The 17,514-nt window shown below is 70.6% G+C and carries 14 protein-coding genes and 1 riboswitch; of the genes, 8 read left to right on the top strand and 6 right to left on the bottom strand.

The window, feature by feature from the left end; genetic code table 11:
* The first annotated feature begins 41 nt into the window (after positions 1–41).
* Positions 42–1,103 (top strand): ABC transporter substrate-binding protein, encoded by a 1,062-nt coding sequence (locus tag ACFU97_RS37575; protein WP_384265447.1) that lies wholly within the window; start codon positions 42–44, stop codon positions 1,101–1,103.
* A 54-nt stretch (positions 1,104–1,157) separates the two neighbouring features.
* Here the strand turns inward: ACFU97_RS37575 and ACFU97_RS37570 are convergent, their stop codons facing one another.
* The 4 genes from ACFU97_RS37570 to ACFU97_RS37555 all read right to left on the bottom strand — a co-directional run bounded on the left by ACFU97_RS37570 (position 1,158) and on the right by ACFU97_RS37555 (position 5,951).
* Entirely contained in the window at positions 1,158–1,838 is a 681-nt protein-coding gene (locus tag ACFU97_RS37570) for a response regulator (protein WP_384265444.1), read from the bottom strand.
* The gene (locus tag ACFU97_RS37565) at positions 1,835–3,529 is read right to left on the bottom strand and encodes an ATP-binding protein (RefSeq protein WP_384265441.1); all 1,695 of its coding nucleotides are present in this window, start codon (positions 3,527–3,529) and stop codon (positions 1,835–1,837) included. Before ACFU97_RS37565 ends, ACFU97_RS37570 begins: the two co-directional genes overlap by 4 nt.
* 138 nt (positions 3,530–3,667) lie before the next feature.
* Positions 3,668–4,624 carry a sucrase ferredoxin gene (locus tag ACFU97_RS37560; protein WP_384265438.1) on the bottom strand — a complete coding sequence of 319 codons (957 nt, stop codon included), beginning with the start codon at positions 4,622–4,624 and terminating at the stop codon, positions 3,668–3,670.
* 10 nt (positions 4,625–4,634) lie between these two features.
* Complete coding sequence (locus ACFU97_RS37555) at positions 4,635–5,951, bottom strand: citrate synthase (protein WP_384265435.1); 1,317 nt, start codon at positions 5,949–5,951, stop codon at positions 4,635–4,637.
* Positions 5,952–6,071: 120 nt separating this feature from the next.
* Here ACFU97_RS37555 and ACFU97_RS37550 point away from each other — a divergent pair, with 120 nt between their 5' ends.
* Positions 6,072–7,235 (top strand): citrate synthase/methylcitrate synthase, encoded by a 1,164-nt coding sequence (locus tag ACFU97_RS37550; protein WP_384265520.1) that lies wholly within the window; start codon positions 6,072–6,074, stop codon positions 7,233–7,235.
* A gap of 349 nt (positions 7,236–7,584) precedes the next feature.
* Entirely contained in the window at positions 7,585–7,824 is a 240-nt protein-coding gene (locus tag ACFU97_RS37545) for a hypothetical protein (RefSeq protein ID WP_363182375.1), read from the top strand.
* A 60-nt stretch (positions 7,825–7,884) separates the two neighbouring features.
* Here ACFU97_RS37545 and ACFU97_RS37540 read toward each other — a convergent pair whose 3' ends face one another.
* Positions 7,885–8,469, bottom strand: coding sequence for a DUF6082 family protein (locus ACFU97_RS37540; RefSeq protein ID WP_384265432.1), 585 nt, complete (start codon positions 8,467–8,469; stop codon positions 7,885–7,887).
* 321 nt (positions 8,470–8,790) lie between these two features.
* Between ACFU97_RS37540 and ACFU97_RS37535 the strand changes: the two genes are divergently transcribed.
* Positions 8,791–9,927 carry a CobW family GTP-binding protein gene (locus ACFU97_RS37535; protein WP_384265430.1) on the top strand — a complete coding sequence of 379 codons (1,137 nt, stop codon included), beginning with the start codon at positions 8,791–8,793 and terminating at the stop codon, positions 9,925–9,927.
* Here the strand turns inward: ACFU97_RS37535 and ACFU97_RS37530 are convergent.
* Complete coding sequence (locus ACFU97_RS37530) at positions 9,924–12,380, bottom strand: DNA topoisomerase (ATP-hydrolyzing) subunit A (RefSeq protein ID WP_384265427.1); 2,457 nt, start codon at positions 12,378–12,380, stop codon at positions 9,924–9,926. The genes ACFU97_RS37535 and ACFU97_RS37530 overlap by 4 nt on opposite strands.
* Positions 12,381–12,697: 317 nt before the next feature.
* On the opposite strand from ACFU97_RS37530, the gene ACFU97_RS37525 reads away from it, so the two are divergent.
* The 4 genes from ACFU97_RS37525 to ACFU97_RS37510 all read left to right on the top strand — a co-directional run bounded on the left by ACFU97_RS37525 (position 12,698) and on the right by ACFU97_RS37510 (position 17,504).
* On the top strand, positions 12,698–14,092 hold the full coding sequence (locus ACFU97_RS37525; protein ID WP_384265424.1) for a M16 family metallopeptidase: 1,395 nt from the start codon (positions 12,698–12,700) through the stop codon (positions 14,090–14,092).
* Positions 14,089–15,477 carry a M16 family metallopeptidase gene (locus ACFU97_RS37520; RefSeq protein WP_384265421.1) on the top strand — a complete coding sequence of 463 codons (1,389 nt, stop codon included), beginning with the start codon at positions 14,089–14,091 and terminating at the stop codon, positions 15,475–15,477. The genes ACFU97_RS37525 and ACFU97_RS37520 overlap by 4 nt, the downstream gene beginning before the upstream one ends.
* A gap of 190 nt (positions 15,478–15,667) precedes the next feature.
* A riboswitch (cyclic di-AMP (ydaO/yuaA leader) is annotated at positions 15,668–15,831 on the top strand.
* Positions 15,832–15,843: 12 nt separating this feature from the next.
* On the top strand, positions 15,844–16,620 hold the full coding sequence (locus tag ACFU97_RS37515; protein ID WP_384265419.1) for a M23 family metallopeptidase: 777 nt from the start codon (positions 15,844–15,846) through the stop codon (positions 16,618–16,620).
* Between the two features lie 188 nt (positions 16,621–16,808).
* Positions 16,809–17,504, top strand: a complete 696-nt coding sequence (locus ACFU97_RS37510) for a GntR family transcriptional regulator (RefSeq protein WP_384265416.1) — start codon at positions 16,809–16,811, stop codon at positions 17,502–17,504.
* The last annotated feature ends 10 nt before the right edge of the window (positions 17,505–17,514 follow it).

Genomic DNA, 17,514 nt, shown 5'->3' with positions numbered 1-17,514 from the left:
CTTCTCTCCCGCACCGCCCTCTCACAAGGACGTGAACCGCCATGCGCAAGTCCGTCAGATACTCCACCCTGGCCGCCGCCGGTCTGCTCGCCGTCTCCTCCCTCACCGCCTGTGCCAACGACGCGGCCAGCACCGCCTCCACCGGCTCCGGCAGCAAGGGGGACGGCAAGGGTACGAAGGTCAAGATCATGGTCGGCGGCCTGGACAAGGTCATCTACATGCCGGCGATGCTCACCCAGCGGCTCGGCTACTTCGACGCCGAGGGCCTCGACGTGGAGCTGCTGAGCGAGCCGGCCGGTGTCCAGGCCGAGACCGCGCTCGTCTCCGGCCAGGTCCAGGGAGCCGTCGGCTTCTACGACCACACCCTCGATCTGCAGACCAAGGGCAAGGCGGTCGAGTCCGTCGTGCAGCTCTCGCAGGCGCCCGGCGAGGTGGAGATCGTCTCCAACAAGGCGGCGGGCGACATCAAGTCGCCCAAGGACTTCAAGGGCAAGAAGCTCGGCATCACCGGGCTCGGGTCGTCGACCGACTTCCTCACCAAGTACCTCGCCGTCAAGAACGGAGTGAACGTCAACGAGTTCACGCCGGTCGCCGTCGGCGCGGGCCCGACCTTCATCTCGGCGCTCCAGAAGGGCTCCATCGACGGCGGCATGACGACCGACCCGACCGTCGCCACGATCCTGGACAAGAAGGCCGGCAAGGTCCTGCTCGACATGCGGACCCCCGAGGGGTCGCAGGAGGCGCTCGGCGGCCCTTACCCGTCGTCAAGCCTGTACATGCAGACGGACTGGGTCAACAGCCACAAGGACACCGTCCAGAAGTTGGCCAATGCATTCGTCAAGACGCTCAAGTGGATGTCCACCCACAGCTCGTCGCAGATCGCCGCCAAGATGCCCGCCGACTACTCCCAGGGCAACAAGCTCCTCTACGCCGCCGCCATCGAGAGCACGCTGCCGATGTTCACCAAGGACGGCGTCATGCCCAAGGACGGCCCCGAGACGGTCGAGAAGGTGCTCAAGGCGTTCAACCCCAACATCAAGAACGCCAAGGTGGATCTGGGCAAGACGTTCACCACCGAGTTCGTGGAGAAGGCCAAGGGCTGAATCCGTATCAACGAAGGGGTACGGCCCCTTCCCCCATCCCCACAGGCCGTGCCCTCAGGCGCGGGTCGCCCACACGTAACGGTGTTCAGGGCGGCCCGCGTCGCCGTATTTGAGGGTCAGCCTGGCCCGTCCGGTGCGCTCCAGGAGCTTCAGGTAGCGCTGGGCGGTCTGGCGGCTCACCCCGGTCCGCTCGGCGATCTCCTGTGCCGACAGCGGGCCTTCGGCGCTCATCAGGGACTGGCGCACCAGCTCCGCGGTGGTGGGGGAGTGGCCCTTGGGCAGCCCCGGTTCCGAAGTGGCGGACAGGGCGCCGAAGATGCGGTCCACCTCGGCCTGCTCGGCCTCGCCGCCGCCGTCGAGCGTGCGCCGCAGCTTCGCGTACGCCTCCAGCTTGGTGCGCAGCCCCGCGAAGGCGAACGGCTTGACCAGGTACTGGAGCGCACCGTGCCGCATCGCGGCCTGCACGGTCGCCACGTCCCGGGCCGCCGTCACCATGATCACATCGGTCTGGTGGCCGCGGCGGCGCATCTCCCGGACCACCGCCAGGCCCGTCTCGTCCGGCAGATAGTGGTCCATGAGGACCAGGTCGAGACGGGGCAGCGCCTCCACCTGACGCAGCGCCTCGGCGGCGTTGTGTGCCTCGCCGGCGACGTGGAATCCCGCCACCTTCTCGACGTAGGCGGCGTTGACGGCCGCGACCCGGGTGTCGTCGTCCACGACCAGGACCTCGATCATCGCGACTCCTCCTCGGCTGAAACCTCCAGGGGCGCGGTCAGCGCCGGTTCGGGTGCTTGCTCGGGTGCCGGCTCGGGCGCCGGGTCGGTGAGCGCCTCCGGCAGGACCACCGTGAACTCCGCGCCGCCGCCGGCCGCCTCGCCGACCGAGGCGCTGCCGCCCTGCCGCTCGGCGAGCCTGCGCACCAGCGAGAGGCCTATACCGCGCCGGCGATGGGCCGGCTGCTCCTTCGTGGACCATCCGTCGGTGAAGACGAGTTCGCGCTGTTCCGCCGGGATGCCGGGCCCCGTGTCGCGCACCCTGAGGACGGCCGTACGCCCTTCGGCGCGCAACTCGATCTCCACGCGCGCGTGGAGCGTGCCCGCGACGGCGTCGAGCGCGTTGTCCACCAGGTTCCCGACGACCGTGACGAGCCCGCGCGGATCGATCAGCCGGTTCGGCAGCCAGGTCCGGTCCGAGACCCACAGGGCGACGCCGCGCTCGGCGGCGACCGTCGCCTTGCCCACCAGCAGGGCGGCGAGCAGCGGGTCGTGGATCTTCTCCGTGACCTGCTCCGCGGTGGCCCGGTGGTCGCCGACGACCTCGCCGACGAAGTCCACGGCGTCGTCGTACATCTCCAGTTCGAGCAGGCCGAGGAGCGTGTGCATGCGGTTGGCGTGCTCGTGGTCCTGGGCGCGCAGGGCGTCGATCAGGCCGCGCGTGGAGTCGAGTTCCCGGCCCAGCTGCTCCAGCTCGGTGCGGTCGCGCAGGGTGGCCACCGCGCCGCCGTCGCCGGTGGGCATGCGGTTGGCGACCAGGACACGCTGGCCGCGCACGGTGAGCAGGTCGGTGCCCTCCACCCGCCCGTCCAGGATGTCGGCGGTACGTCCGCCGCCGAGCGCCTCCTCGGGGGACCGGCCGACGGCCTCGTCGTCGATGCCCAGCAGGCGGTGCGCCTCGTCGTTGAGGAGGCGGATGCGGCCGGAGCGGTCCAGGGCGACGACGCCCTCACGGATGCCGTGCAGCATCGCCTCGCGCTCGGCGAGCAGCGCCGAGATGTCCGAGAAGGCCAGGTCGCGCGTCTGGCGCTGGACCCGCCGCGAGATCAGCCAGGCGGCCAGCGCGCCGACGGCCAGGGCACCGCCGGCGTAGGCGAGCAGCTCCGGGATCGCGCCGATGAGTTCGGCCCGCACGCTGTCGTACTTGATCCCGACCGAGACCGCCCCGATGATCTTGCCGTCGGAGTCCCTGAGGGGCACCTTGCCGCGCGCCGAGCGGCCCAGGGTGCCCCGGTCGATCTCCATGACCTCCTTGCCGCCCAGAGCGTCGCTCGGGTCGGTGGAGACGGGGCGGCCGATCTCGCTCGGGGTGGGATGCGACCAGCGGATCCAGTGCCGGTTCAGGACCACGATGTACTCGGCGTGCGTGGCCCGCCGGATCCGTTCGGCCTCCTTCTGCACCGGGCCGTTCCGCGTCGGCGAGGTGGTCAGCAGACCCTCGGCGACCTGCGGGTCCTGGGCCGTGGTCTCCGCGATGGCCAGGGCGCGGCGCATCGCCTCCTGGTCCAGCTGCTTGCTGAGAGGGGCGAGGAAGAGCCCCGTCGCGAGCACCGCGACCCCCGCGGCGATCACCACCTGCATCAGCAGTACCTGGGAGAACACCCGTTTGGGCAGACCGAGGCGCAGACGGCGGGCGGGGGGAGTGGGGCTCATGACCACGACGGTACGTGGACCGGCCGGAACTGCCGTAGGGGGTGTGGCACGGATCTCTTGATCAATACAGAACGGCGCAGGTGGAAGCATTGATCGGCATTGATGAGCGGTATTGATGAACGGTGTTGATCCACCGCATCACCTCGCGAGTGCGGCGGTCCTCACCTGGTGCATCGCCACGACCTCCATACATGCGGGCGAGCCCAGGACCGACGTCCCGCAGCTCTCCGGGCGGGGCGGCAGGGATGCGCCCTGGACCACCTCGACGGACCACCGGCGTCCGTCCACGTGCGCGACCGTGACCTGCCAGCGGGGTGCGGCGCCGCTCGTCGCCTCCACGCTCGTCGCCTCCACCCGCAGGGCGTCCGCCCCGTACTCGTGCGCCGCTACGCGCACGGCGAGCTCGGCCGCCTGACCGGGCCGCTCCCAGGCGCTGCTCCCGCGGCACCCCTCCACGACGATCCGCCCCTCCTGGACACCGCTGAGGACTTCCTTGACGGCATGGGCCTGTGCGCGGCCGTACGCGTATCCGTGGGGCAGCACGAGCAGCGTGGGCGAGAAGCGATGGCCACCCAGATGAGTGACCTCCCAGACTCCCTCCACGCCGGAGGCGGTGAGCTCGGCCGCGAGCGGGCGGCCGAGCAGGGCGCAGCAGCGGTCGCGCTTGCCGTTGGTGCAGACGAGAGCGAGCGGGCCACCGGTGTGGGGCCGGGCCGCGAGCGCCGCGTCGAAGGTCCGGTGCTCGCCCCGGCCGAGCGCGGCGAAGTCGAGATCGAGCAGCGCGCGCGGATCGTCGACCACGGCGGAGTGCAGCCACGCGTCGCCGGGGGCGGTGTGGGCCGCGTAGACCTGCCGGGCGGCGGGTGTGCCGCAGTCGGCGTGACGGCCCGGGCGCCGGATCAGTGCGATCCGCACGCCGGTGCCCTCCGCGGCCGCCTCCAGCGCGCGGCCGAGTGCCGGATCGAGATGGCTCGACGTGAGCGCCTTGGCGCCCCAGGGGCCCGGCTGCTCCAGCAGCAGCCAGGTCCTCGCGGTGGCCGCGGTGCCCGCGATCGGCTCGTCGAGCTCCCGGGAGACGGTTGAGCACGTACTCACAGAGGTGAGCCTAACCTGACCGGCTGCTCCGCGACTTCTCGGCGGCCTTCGAGTCCTCCTCGGGCTCCGGCGTGGGCAGCGCCTGGGGCGGCTTCGGGCCGACGTAGTGCCCGCTGGGCCGCATGCGCAGGGGGCGTTCGCCGTACTCCTCCAGGGCGTGGGCGATCCAGCCCGCCGTACGCGCCACGGCGAAGATCGTCTCGCCCGCCGTGGCCGGCATGCCGCTGGACGCGGTGAACACGGCGAGGGCCAGGTCGACGTTGGCGTGCAGCGGAGTGTGGCGGGCGGTCGTGGCCACGATGTCGCGGGCCGCGGCGAGGGCGGGGGCGGCGTGGGGGAGCTCCTCCAGGAGACCGAACAGCACACGCGCGCGTGGGTCTTCGCCGGGGTAGAGCCGGTGGCCGAGTCCGGGGATACGGCGGCCCGCGCGCAGCTCCTCCGCGATCACAGGGGCCGCGTCGCCATCGTCGAGCACGTCCAGCAGGAGGCGGTGGGCGAGCCCGCTGGCCGCCCCGTGGAGGGGCCCTTCGAGCACGCCGAGTCCGGCGGAGACGGCGGCGTAGGCGTGTGCCCGGGCCGAGGCGGCGACGCGCACCGCGAGGGTCGAGGCGGCGAGGTCGTGGTCGACGAGGAGGGCGAGCGCGGTGTCGATCACACGCAGCGAGGCCTCGTCGGCCTCCTTTCCGCTCAGGCACGTCCACAGGCGGCGGGCCAGCGGGCCGTCGTCGAGGCGGCGGCGCCGGGACGCCGGCGGCAGGGCGGCGACCAGGGTGGGGATGAGGGTGCGCGCCGTGCCGAGCACGGCGTCCTCGGAGAGGTCGAAGCGCAGGGGGTCCGCGACCGCGGCGGCGATCGCCGCGACCCGCAACCGGTCGGTGGGGCCGGTGTGTTCGGGCAGCGCGTCGACGGCACGGCGGGCCGCGGCGACGGACGGCTCAGGCGCGGTGAACGTCATGCCGGGGCGCAGGCGGCCGGTCCACAGCCACTCGGCGACCTCTTCGTAGGTGTGGTGCGTGGCCAGCTCGGTGGCGTCGACGCCCCGGAAGTAGTACGCGTTCGGCTCGATGAGGGTGATCCGGGTCCGGACGGACAGCTCGCCTCCCGAGGATGAACTCCCGCTGCTCTCACGCCGGTTGCGCTTCGCGAGCGTCTCCACCTCCTGGGCGTCGAAGGTGCTGCCCCGGCCGCCGGGCACACGGCGGCTGCTGAGCTGGCCGCGGCTCACGTACGCGTACACGGTCTCGGGCTTCACGCCCAGCAGTTCGGCGGCTTCCTTGGTGGTCAGCCGCCGTTCGGCGTGACCGGGGGAGGGCTCTGGATCGCGCATGGGGGTCACCGTATCGGCATGACGATGCATGGATTGGTTGCGTTGACTAAGATTGATTCAATCAATATTGACAGAGAAATAGTCAAGCATGGACAGTCGAATCAAGTCCAGGGAGGAATCATGTCCGTCAACAGGTCAGCAGCCGCCACCATCGATGTGCCGCGCGGGCTCGCCGGCGTCGTCGTCACCGACACCGAGGTCGGGGACGTCCGAGGGCTCGAGGGCTTCTACCACTACCGGCAGTACTCGGCCGTCGAGCTCGCGCAGACCCGGGGCTTCGAGGACGTCTGGTACCTCCTGGTCCACGGCGAACTGCCGGACGCGGCGCGCCGCGTGGGGTTCGTCGCCGAGACGGCCGCTCTGCGGAGGCTGCCGGAGGAGGTGTGGGCGGCGCTGCCGGCGATCGCGGCGGCGAGCGCCGGGTCCGGGCCGCTGGCCGGGATGCGGACGGCGCTGTCGCTGCTCGGCGCGGCGAAGGGGTTCCGGCCGGTGTACGACATCGACGCGGACGCGCGGCGCGGGGACACGCTGGTGGCCGCCGCGGCCGTACCGACACTGCTCACGGCGCTGTACCGGCTGGGGCGCGGGCTCGATCCGGTGGAGCCGCGTGAGGATCTGTCCTTCGCGGCCAACTACCTCTACATGCTGACCGGTTCGGAGCCGGACGCCGCGCGGGCGCGGGCGATCGAGCAGTACTTGATCTCAACCATTGATCACGGCTTCAATGCATCAACCTTCACTGCGCGAGTGATCGCGTCGACGGGGGCGGATGTGGCCGCGTGTCTGGTGGGGGCCGTGGGGGCGTTGTCCGGGCCGCTGCACGGGGGTGCGCCGAGTCGTGCGCTGGACACGCTGGACGCGATCGGTACGCCGGACCGCATCGACGCGTGGATCCGTGAACGTGTCCTCGCAGGTGACCGCATCATGGGCTTCGGTCACGCGGTCTACCGCACCGAGGACCCGCGCTCCCGCATGCTCCGTGATGTGGCGCAGCGCTTCGGGGGTCCGCGGGTGAACTTCGCCCTGGAGGTCGAACGCCATGTGGAGGCGATCCTGGCGGAGTTGAAGCCTGGGCGTGAGCTGCACACGAACGTCGAGTTCTATGCGGGCGTGGTCATGGAGCTGTGCGGTCTGCCCCGCGAGATGTTCACCCCGACCTTCGCCGCGGCGCGGGTGGTGGGCTGGAGCGCGAACATCCTGGAACAGGCGGAGGACCGAAAGATCATCCGGCCGGTGGCACGGTATGTGGGGCCGGGGGCGCCGGTGGCGGTGCCGCTGTTCTGACGTGCTTCGCCGACTCGTGTCGGGTGTTTTGTCTCCCTGCAAGGCCGAAATGGAGAGACTTCGACAACTTCGGTCACTCTTGGGTCGTTCATTCGACCTGTAGGCGGAACTCGCGCCTTGGTGATAACAAACCAATAAATGGCCGTACCCTGCCGGGGTGGTGGAGTGTTCACTACGAGGGCATGGGCGCCATCGGTGCTCTGCCCGAGTGTTTCTGCCCGCACCATGCGGTGGGGTGAACGGCCTGTGTGACAGAGATTGCGCTCAGACCTGCAAGGATGCCACCGCGCACGGCATTGCGTGCGCAGGTGCTTGGTCGCCTTGTTGGTATGAGATGGGAACTTCAACAGTGAGTCAGATCGTCCGCCGCCTTGGCGTGGCTCCACGCCATCGAGGTAGCACCACCGGGGCCACCTGCCCCGATATCTTCGAATTGGCGGATGGGAATTTCGCCGTAATCGGCACGGATATGACCGATTCGCTGGAATCCCAGCTTCCGCCTGATGCGGCACGTGCTGACTATGAGCGCATTGTCGTGATTACTCGCGAAACTCTGGTAAAGGCCAAGACGGACATCCCGGACGCCTAGCTCGATCTCGCAGAGGGTCGGCCCGAGCGACACACCTCCGCTCCGGGCCGGTCCGAGGCGTCATTCGCCGCTTGGCTCGCCCGGCGGCTCCCCCACCACCCACCACTCCTCGGTGTCCGCGTCCTCGAGTTGGCGCAGCAGGTCGTCCACCAGCAGTCCGAGTTCTGCCTCATCGGTGTCCGCGAGACTCGCCCGATGCTGCTGGGTGGCGTACCAGTACTCCCTGACGATCGGGTTCTGGAACATGCCGCGCACGTGCTTGAAGAACTCGTCCTTGCTCAGATTGCCGATGCGGTAGTAGAGAAGCAGGTTGGTGTAGAGAGCGTTTGCGAAGAGGTACTGGCGGCGCTGCTTGAGGGAGACAGGCGGTTCGTAGAGGTCCAGGACCTCGGCGAGTTCGGGATCGTCGATCGCTTTGCTGAGGAGCTCCCAGTGCTGGCGTTGCTGAGTGGCCAGGTTGGCGGCTTGCCGGGCGTCCGCGTTCTGGTCGGCGTGTGTGTGCCGCTCCAGGTGTTGCAAGCGGGTGCGCAGCGCTTCGAGTGCTTGGCGCTGCAGGACCAGCGTGGCGAGAACTCCCGCCACAACACCGATACCGACCGCGGCGGCAGACTTCAGTCCCCGCGAACCCATGTTCTGTGTGGCCATGTCAACCCCCGAATCAGGCGGCCGTCCGCCGGTCGTCGGGGTGCGGGTCGACTGTGGGGGACCGGCGAGCGGTGGGCGGCGCTTGCCGTCTCCCAGGATGCCGAGCGGCTCTGATCGGCAGGGAGGCGGAGAGGCGGCGCACGGAGGGAAGCGAGGGTCGCACACTCCGGCGCCTTGCCCAACGTCTGCCCCGTAGGAGCTGCTAACAATCGTTCACTCAGGAGTGATTGTTCCGGCTCGTATCCTGGTCCGGCATTCACAAGTCGCACGTGCGCCGCAGCCGCGATCCGGCGCACAAGGAAGCGTGGAAGAGGTCGCACGTTGAGTCAGCCGAGCCACAGCAGTCGGCAGATCCCGGTCGTCGTACTCGCCGGATTCCTGGGTTCCGGCAAAACCACCCTCCTCAACCACCTCCTGCACCGCAGCGGTGGCAGCCGCATCGGCGCCGTCGTCAACGACTTCGGGGCCATCGAGATCGACGCCATGGCCGTCGCCGGCGCGCTCGGGGACTCCACCGTCTCCCTCGGCAACGGATGCCTGTGCTGCGCCGTCGACGCCAGTGAGCTCGACGACTACCTCGAGCGGCTCGTCCGCCCCTCCGCCGGTATCGACGTCATCGTCATCGAGGCCAGCGGACTCGCCGAACCGCAGGAACTCGTGCGCATGGTGCTCGCCAGCGAGCTCCAGGGGATCGTCTACGGCGGGCTGGTCGAGGTCGTCGACGCCGCCGAGTTCGACGACACCCGCGCCAGGCATCCCGAGGTGGACCGGCATCTCGCCCTCGCCGATCTCGTCGTCGTCAACAAGCTCGACCGCGCGCCGGACGCCGAGCGCGTCCTCGGGCTCGTCCGGTCCCTCGTCGACCGCGCTGCCGTCGTCCCGGCCTCCTACGGCCGTATCGACCCCGAGTTCCTCTTCGACTGCCGGCCCGGCGAGGAGCGCGTCGGGCAGCTGTCCTTCGACGACCTGCACGTACGGGACGGCGAGGAATCCCACGAGCACGCGCAGCATCTGCACGCCGCCTACGACACCCTCTCCTTCACCTCCGAAGTGGCCATGGACCCACGCCGGTTGATGGAGTTCCTCGACAGCAGGCCCGCGGGGCTGTACCGGATCAAGGGGTACGTGGACTTCGGGGCGTACGACGTCCGCAACCGCTACGCCGTGCACGCCGTGGGACCCTTCCTGCGGTTCTATCCCGAGCCGTGGCCCGGGAACCCCAACGGCTTCGGCGGCGCCGACCGCGCACGCCTCACCCAGCTCGTCCTCATCGGCTCCGGCATCGACGCGCACGCCCTCGGCAAGGGGCTCGACGCGTGCAGGAGCGACGCCCCGCACACCGCCGACGAGGCCGGTATGTGGGGCGTTCTCCGCTACGTACAGGATCCGGAGGACGTCCAGGACCCCGAGGACGTACAGGATCCGGACGAGGCCGCTCCCATGGAGCCTCCGGGCTAGACCGGTCCCGCCACCACCGACACCGTCCTCGCCAGCGACACCCCGGAGCCGTCGCGCCGCGGGTCGATGTCCGGGAGGTCGGCCGGTGTGCCGTTCTTCTGGGCCGCCTTGGCCGGGACGGCGCCCGCCCAGGCCAGGGAGAGGCAGTCCTCGCCCTTGAGGAAGCGCTGGCAGCGGACGCCGCCGGTGGCGCGGCCCTTGCGCGGGTACTGGTCGAACGGGGTCAGCTTGGCCGTCGTCTGGACCGAGTCGTCGAGCGTGCCGCGCGAGCCCGCGACCGTGAAGACCACCGCGTCGGCCGCCGGGTCCACCGCCGTGAAGGAGATGACCTTGGCGCCGTCCGTCAGCTTGATGCCCGCCATGCCGCCCGCGGGACGGCCCTGGGGACGGACCTGCGAGGCCTGGTAGCGCAGCAGCTGGGCGTCGTCGGTGATGAAGACCAGGTCCTCCTCGCCCGTGCGCAGCTCGACCGCGCCGACGATCCGGTCGCCCTCCTTGAGCGTGATGACCTCCAACTCCTCCTTGTTGGTGGGGTAGTCGGGGACCACGCGCTTGACCACGCCCTGTTCCGTGCCGAGGGCGAGGCCGGGGGAGGACTCGTCGAGCGTGATCAGGCAGACCACCGTCTCGGGGCCGTCCAGCGAGACGAACTCCGTGAGCGGCGCTCCGCCCGAGAGGTTCGGCGCCGACGCCGTCTCCGGGAGCTGCGGCAGGTCGACGACGTTGATGCGCAGCAGACGGCCGAGCGAGGTCACGGCGCCGATCTCGCCGCGCGCCGTCGCCGGGACCGCCGAGACGATCACGTCGTGCTTGACGCGCTTGGCGGCCTTGTCCTCGGGGAAGGGCTCGCCGTTCGCCGTACGGGCCAGCAGGCCGGTGGAGGAGAGCAGGACGCGGCAGGGGTCGTCCGCGACCTGGAGCGGCACCACGGACGCCGGGGCGCCGGACGACTCCAGCAGGATCGTGCGCCGGTCGGTGCCGAACTTCTTGGCCACCTGGGCCAGTTCGGCGGAGACCAGCTTGCGCAGCTCCGCGTCCGAGTCGAGGATCCGGGTCAGCTCCGCGATCTCCTCGTTGAGCCGGTCCTTCTCGGACTCCAGCTCGATGCGGTCGTACTTGGTGAGGCGGCGCAGCGGCGTGTCGAGGATGTACTGGGTCTGGACGTCCGACAGGGAGAAGCGCTCCATCAGGCGCTCCTTGGCCTGCGCGCTGTTCTCGCTGGAGCGGATCAGGCGGATGACCTCGTCGATGTCGACGAGCGCCGTCAGCAGGCCCTCCACCAGGTGCAGGCGGTCGCGGCGCTTGGTGCGGCGGAACTCGCTGCGGCGGCGCACGACCTCGAAGCGGTGGTCGAGGTAGACCTCCAGGAGCTCCTTGAGGCCCAGCGTGAGCGGCTGGCCGTCCACCAGCGCGACGTTGTTGATGCCGAAGGACTCCTCCATCGGCGTCAGCTTGTACAGCTGCTCCAGGACGGCCTCCGGCACGAAGCCGTTCTTGATCTCGATGACCAGGCGCAGGCCGTGCTCGCGGTCGGTGAGGTCCTTGACGTCGGCGATGCCCTGGATCTTCTTCGAGCCGACCAGGTCCTTGATCTTGGCGATCACCTTCTCCGGGCCGACCGTGAAGGGCAGTTCGGTGACGACCAGGCCCTTGCGGCGGGCGGTGACGGTCTCGATCTCGACGGTGGCGCGGATCTTGAAGGTGCCGCGGCCGGTCTCGTACGCGTCCCGGATGCCGGCGAGGCCGACGATGCGGCCGCCGGTGGGCAGGTCGGGGCCCGGGACATGCTTCATCAGCGTGTCCAGGTCCGCGTTCGGGTGGCGGATCAGGTGGCGGGCGGCCGAGATGACCTCGGAGAGGTTGTGCGGCGGCATGTTCGTGGCCATGCCGACCGCGATGCCCGAGGCGCCGTTGACCAGCAGGTTCGGGAAGGCCGCCGGCAGCGCGACCGGCTCCTGCTCCTGGCCGTCGTAGTTGGGCGCGAAGTCGACCGTGTCCTCGTCGATCGACTCGGTCATCAGGCTCGTCGCGGCGGCCTGGCGGCACTCCGTGTACCGCATGGCGGCCGGCGGGTCGTCGTTGCCCAGCGAACCGAAGTTGCCGTGGCCGTCGACGAGCGGCACGCGCATGGAGAAGGGCTGGGCCATGCGCACGAGGGCGTCGTAGATCGACGCGTCGCCGTGCGGGTGCAACTTGCCCATGACCTCGCCGACGACGCGGGCGCACTTCACATAGCCGCGGTCGGGGCGCAGCCCCATCTCGTTCATCTGGTAGACGATGCGGCGGTGCACCGGCTTGAGGCCGTCGCGGGCGTCGGGCAGGGCTCGCGAGTAGATGACCGAGTACGCGTACTCGAGGAAGGAGCCCTGCATTTCGTCGACGACGTCGATGTCGAGGATCTTCTCCTCGTACGAGTCGTCGGGCGGCGGGGTCTTCGTGCTGCGGCGGGCCATCGCTGCCGGCTCCTCTTTTCTGGTCGCTCGCCTACGGGTCGCGCCCCTTCGGCTCACTCTTGCCTGAAGCGTGAAACGAGTTCTGACGCGGACCATTGTGGACCGCGGCACTGACAACGCGGGCCAGGACCCGGTGCGGGCGGCCCGGCCCGGCGCTCGGGGATCACCCTCGCCGCGGCTGCCCGCAGGTTACGCGATCCGCTGTGGGCGTACGTCGTCCGGGAACTTCGCCCACGCTCCGCACGCTTGCATACAGTGGCAGGAACGGCAGGAAAACCGCGGTTCGAACCACCGCCTCGGCGATCGAAGGGACGTACATGACCATGGGTCACACGGCCACAGACCAGGCAGGCTCCGGGGGCCTGACAGCGACGGAGCACCGCCTGGCCAACGGCCTGCGCGTGGTGCTCTCCGAGGACCATCTGACCCCGGTCGCGGCGGTGTGCCTCTGGTACGACGTGGGTTCCCGGCACGAAGTCAAGGGGCGTACCGGCCTGGCTCACCTTTTCGAGCACCTGATGTTCCAGGGCTCGGGACAGGTGAAGGGCAACGGCCACTTCGAGCTGGTGCAGGGTGCGGGCGGTTCGCTCAACGGCACCACCAGCTTCGAGCGCACCAACTACTTCGAGACCATGCCCACCCACCAGCTGGAGCTCGCCCTCTGGCTGGAGGCCGACCGCATGGGCTCCCTGCTCGCCGCCCTGGACGAGGAGTCCATGGAGAACCAGCGGGACGTCGTCAAGAACGAACGCCGGCAACGCTACGACAACGTGCCCTACGGCACGGCCTTCGAGAAGCTCACCGCCCTCACCTACCCCGAGGGTCACCCCTACCACCACACCCCCATCGGCTCCATGGCCGACCTGGACGCGGCGACGCTCGAGGACGCGCGCGCGTTCTTCCGCACGTACTACGCGCCGGGCAACGCGGTCCTGTCGATCGTCGGCGACATCGACCCCGAGCAGACGCTCGCCTGGGTCGAGAAGTACTTCGGTTCCATCGCCGCGCACGACGCCAAGCCCGCGCCCCGGGACGGCTCGCTGCCCGACGTGATCGGCGAGCAGCTGCGCGAGGTCGTCGAGGAAGAGGTCCCGGCGCGCGCCCTGATGGCCGCCTACCGGCTGCCGCACGACGGCACGCGCGCGTGCGACGCGGCGGACCTCGCGCTCACCGTCCTCGGCGGCGGCGAGTCCTCCCGCCTCTACAACCGGCTCGTACGGCGTGACCGTACGGCCGTCGCGGCCGGGTTCGGACTGCTGCGCCTCGCCGGAGCCCCCTCGCTGGGCTGGCTGGACGTGAAGACCTCCGGTGACGTCGAGGTGCCGGTCATCGAGGCCGCCATCGACGAGGAGCTCGCCCGGTTCGCCGAGGAGGGCCCGACGGCCGAGGAGATGGAGCGCGCCCAGGCGCAGTTGGAGCGCGAGTGGCTCGACCGGCTCGGCACGGTCGCGGGCCGCGCGGACGAACTGTGCCGGTTCGCGGTCCTGTTCGGCGACCCGCAGCTCGCCCTCACCGCCGTGCAGCGCGTCCTGGAGGTGACGGCCGAGGAGGTCCAGGAGGTCGCCAAGGCGCGCCTGCGCCCCGACAACCGCGCGGTGCTCGTCTACGAGCCCGTCTCGGCGGAGGCCGCCGAGGACGCGAATCCCCCGGAAGACCCCGAGGCCGAGGCCACGGTCGAAGCCGGCGACGACAACGAGGAGGCGGCCAAGTGACCGAGCTCGCCACGATGGAGTTCCACCCGCAGCCCCAGGCGGGCGAGGCCCGGCCCTGGGCGTTCCCGGCCCCGGAGCGCGGCGCGCTCGGCAACGGCATGACCGTGCTGCGCTGCCACCGCCCCGGCCAGCAGGTCGTCGCCGTGGAGGTGTCCCTGGACGCGCCCCTGGAGGCCGAGCCGGCCGCCGTCGAGGGCGTCGCCACGATCATGGCGCGGGCCTTCTCGGAGGGCACCGACAAGCACTCCGCCGAGGAGTTCGCCGCCGAGCTGGAGCGCTGCGGCGCCACCCTCGACGCGCACGCCGACCACCCGGGTGTGCGCCTGAGCCTCGAGGTCCCGGCCTCCCGCCTGGCCAAGGCGCTCGGCCTGATGTCCGACGCCCTCAGGGCGCCCGCGTTCGCCGACAGCGAGGTGGAGCGGCTGGTCCGCAACCGCCTGGACGAGATCCCGCACGAGCTGGCCAACCCCTCCCGCCGCGCCGCCAAGGAGCTCTCCAAGCAGCTGTTCCCGGCGACGTCGCGCATGTCGCGCCCGCGCCAGGGCACCGAGGAGACGGTCGAGAAGATCGACGCCGCGGCCGTACGCACTTTCTACGACCGCCATGTCCGGCCCGCCACCGCCACCGTGGTGGTCGTCGGCGACCTCACCGGCATCGACCTGGACGCGCTGCTCGGCGACACCCTGGGCGCCTGGACGGGTTCCTCGGCCGAGCCCCGTCCGGTGCCGCCGGTGACCGCCGACGACACCGGTCGCGTGGTCGTCGTGGACCGCCCCGGAGCCGTCCAGACGCAGCTGCTCATCGGCCGCGTCGGCGCCGACCGGCACGACCGCGTCTGGCCCGCGCAGGTGCTCGGCACGTACTGCCTGGGCGGCACCCTCACCTCGCGCCTGGACCGCGTCCTGCGCGAGGAGAAGGGCTACACCTACGGCGTGCGCGCCTTCGGCCAGGTCCTCAGGTCCGCCCCGGACGGCACCGGTGCCGCGATGCTCGCCATCAGCGGCTCCGTCGACACGCCCAACACCGGCCCGGCGCTGCAGGATCTGTGGACGGTGCTGCGCACGCTGGCCGAGGGCGGCCTGACGGACGCCGAGCGCGACGTCGCCGTGCAGAACCTCGTCGGGGTGGCGCCGCTGAAGTACGAGACCGCGGCGGCCGTCGCGAGCACGCTGGCCGACCAGGTCGAGCAGCACCTGCCCGACGACTACCAGGCGACGCTGTATCAGCAGCTCGCCGCCACCGGCACCGTGGAGGCCACCGCGGCCGCCGTGAACGCCTTCCCGGTGGACCGCCTGGTCACGGTCCTCGTCGGTGACGCGGCCCAGATCAAGGAGCCCGTCGAGGCCCTCGGCATCGGCGAAGTCACCGTGGTGTCCGCCGAGTAGAGGCACGCGCGCGTGAGGGCCCTGGTGACGGATGCGTCACCAGGGCCCTTGTATGTCCGAATTGGGGGAGAGTTGCCTGTCTGCCCTGTGGGATGCGCTACAAAAGACCGGATCCGTTTGGGAATTGAAGACGGCTCTGCCTAGCGTCGTCCGGGCTGTTCGTCAGGCAGTGCGCCGCGCCCGCGGCACCGGACAGCCATCGCCGAGTCCCCGTACGGCGCGAGCCAGGGGAGCCGGGGACCCATCGCAGTCCCTGGGGTGAATCGGACGCCCGCGCTCCGGCGAGGGGGTCCGTAGGAGACCTTCCTGCTCCGAACCCGTCAGCTAACCCGGTAGGCGAGAGGGAAGGAAAGGACCAGCCAGTTCATGGCGTTCAACTGCGCCACCGGGAAGCACCGTCGTCCCAGCAGGATCAAGCGGAGCACCGTCAAGGCCGCCGGCGTCGCGGCCCTCGCCACGACCGGCATCGTCGGCGGTCTCGCCGCTCCCTCGTTCGCCGCGGAGAACTCGGTCGAGAACTCCGTCGAGCAGACCGGGCTCAACCCCGTCATCACCATCGGCAACACGATCGCCGACAAGATCGACGCCCAGGCCGAGGCCCAGAAGAGTGCCGCCGAGGAGGCCGCCCGCAAGAAGGCCGCCGAACAGGCCGCGCGCCTGAAGGCCGCCGCGAAGGCCAAGGCCGAGCGTGAGGCCAAGGAGCGCGCCGCCCGCGCGGCCGAGCGCAGGCGCCTGAACAGCTTCGTCGCCCCGATAGCGAACTCGTACGTCTCGACGGGCTACAAGACCGGCGGCTCCCTGTGGTCCTCCGGCAGCCACACGGGCATCGACTTCCACGCCGCGAGCGGCACGTCCGTGCACGCCGTCGGCGCGGGCACCGTCGTCCAGACCGGCTGGGGCGGCGCCTACGGCAACCAGATCGTCATCAAGATGCACGACGGCACGTACACCCAGTACGGCCACCTGTCGTCCATCGGTGTCTCGGTGGGCCAGACGGTCACCCCGGGGCAGCAGATAGGCCTCTCCGGCTCGACCGGCAACACCACCGGACCGCACCTGCACTTCGAGGCCCGTACGACGCCCGAGTACGGCTCGGACATCGACCCCGTCGCCTACCTGCGCTCGCACGGCGTCCACGTCTGACGAACCCGCGCGCGATCTCCCTCAGGCCCCGGCTTCCGAGCCGGGGCCTTTCGGTTTCGCCGGCCCCGGTGTCCAAAAAATATCCATGGATTCCCGCCCGCCGTCGGAAATTCCGGCCCCGTGCAATAGAGTCACCGGAACACACGTCAATCTTTGGCGTTTCACGGGGATTAAGTCGGAGGTCGGTCATGCGTATTCCGGCGCACTCGGTGTGCACGGCGATCCGGGACGACATCGTCGCGGGTGTCTACGAGCGCGGCAGCCGGCTCACCGAGGAACTCCTCGCCCGCCGCTACGGCGTCTCGCGCGTCCCCGTGCGCGAGGCGCTGCGCACCCTGGAGGCGGAGGGCTTCGTGGTGACCCGCCGGCACGCGGGCGCGTGCGTGGCGGAGCCGAACGAGCAGGAGGCCGCCGACCTGCTGGAGATGCGCATGCTGCTGGAGCCGCTCGCCGCCTCCCGGGCCGCCCAGCGGCGTACCGAGGCCCATCTGAAGGTGCTGCGCGGCCTGGTGAGGCTGGGGCAGGAGCGGGCCAGGCGGGGCACGAGTGAGGATCTGCGCTCCCTGGAGGGCTGGTTCCACGAGACGCTCGCCCAGGCCTCCGGCAGTCCCGCGCTGACCTCGATGCTGACGCAGCTGCGGCACAAGATCGCCTGGATGTACACCGAGGAGGCGCCCGCCAGCCCCGTGGAGTCCTGGGCGGAGCACGGCGCGATCGTCGACGCCGTGGCCCGCGGCGACGGCGAGCGCGCGCGTGCGGTGACGACCCTGCACACCGAGCGCTCCGCCGCGGCGCACCGGCTGCGGTTCGCCCCGGGCGGTGATCGCACCGACCGTGTGAGGACCTCGCAACATGCCGTAAACGTGACGGGCCTGCGGCATTAACATGCGCGCC

It is taken from the genome of Streptomyces sp. NPDC057616, from assembly GCF_042800575.1.
In the GTDB taxonomy this organism is placed as follows: domain Bacteria; phylum Actinomycetota; class Actinomycetes; order Streptomycetales; family Streptomycetaceae; genus Streptomyces.
Note: the sequence above shows the minus strand (reverse complement) of the source record. Positions and strands in the feature narration are given on the sequence as shown.

Bases quoted from the DNA above. Each gene is read 5' to 3' on its own strand.
- ACFU97_RS37575 (WP_384265447.1), top strand. From the start codon at position 42: ATGCGCAAGTCCGTCAGATACTCCACCCTGGCCGCCGCCGGTCTGCTC.
- ACFU97_RS37570 (WP_384265444.1), bottom strand. From the start codon at position 1,838: ATGATCGAGGTCCTGGTCGTGGACGACGACACCCGGGTCGCGGCCGTC.
- ACFU97_RS37565 (WP_384265441.1), bottom strand. From the start codon at position 3,529: ATGAGCCCCACTCCCCCCGCCCGCCGTCTGCGCCTCGGTCTGCCCAAA.
- ACFU97_RS37555 (WP_384265435.1), bottom strand. From the start codon at position 5,951: ATGCGCGATCCAGAGCCCTCCCCCGGTCACGCCGAACGGCGGCTGACC.
- ACFU97_RS37550 (WP_384265520.1), top strand. From the start codon at position 6,072: ATGTCCGTCAACAGGTCAGCAGCCGCCACCATCGATGTGCCGCGCGGG.
- ACFU97_RS37540 (WP_384265432.1), bottom strand. From the start codon at position 8,469: ATGGCCACACAGAACATGGGTTCGCGGGGACTGAAGTCTGCCGCCGCG.
- ACFU97_RS37530 (WP_384265427.1), bottom strand. From the start codon at position 12,380: ATGGCCCGCCGCAGCACGAAGACCCCGCCGCCCGACGACTCGTACGAG.
- ACFU97_RS37525 (WP_384265424.1), top strand. From the start codon at position 12,698: ATGACCATGGGTCACACGGCCACAGACCAGGCAGGCTCCGGGGGCCTG.
- ACFU97_RS37515 (WP_384265419.1), top strand. From the start codon at position 15,844: ATGGCGTTCAACTGCGCCACCGGGAAGCACCGTCGTCCCAGCAGGATC.
- ACFU97_RS37510 (WP_384265416.1), top strand. From the start codon at position 16,809: ATGCGTATTCCGGCGCACTCGGTGTGCACGGCGATCCGGGACGACATC.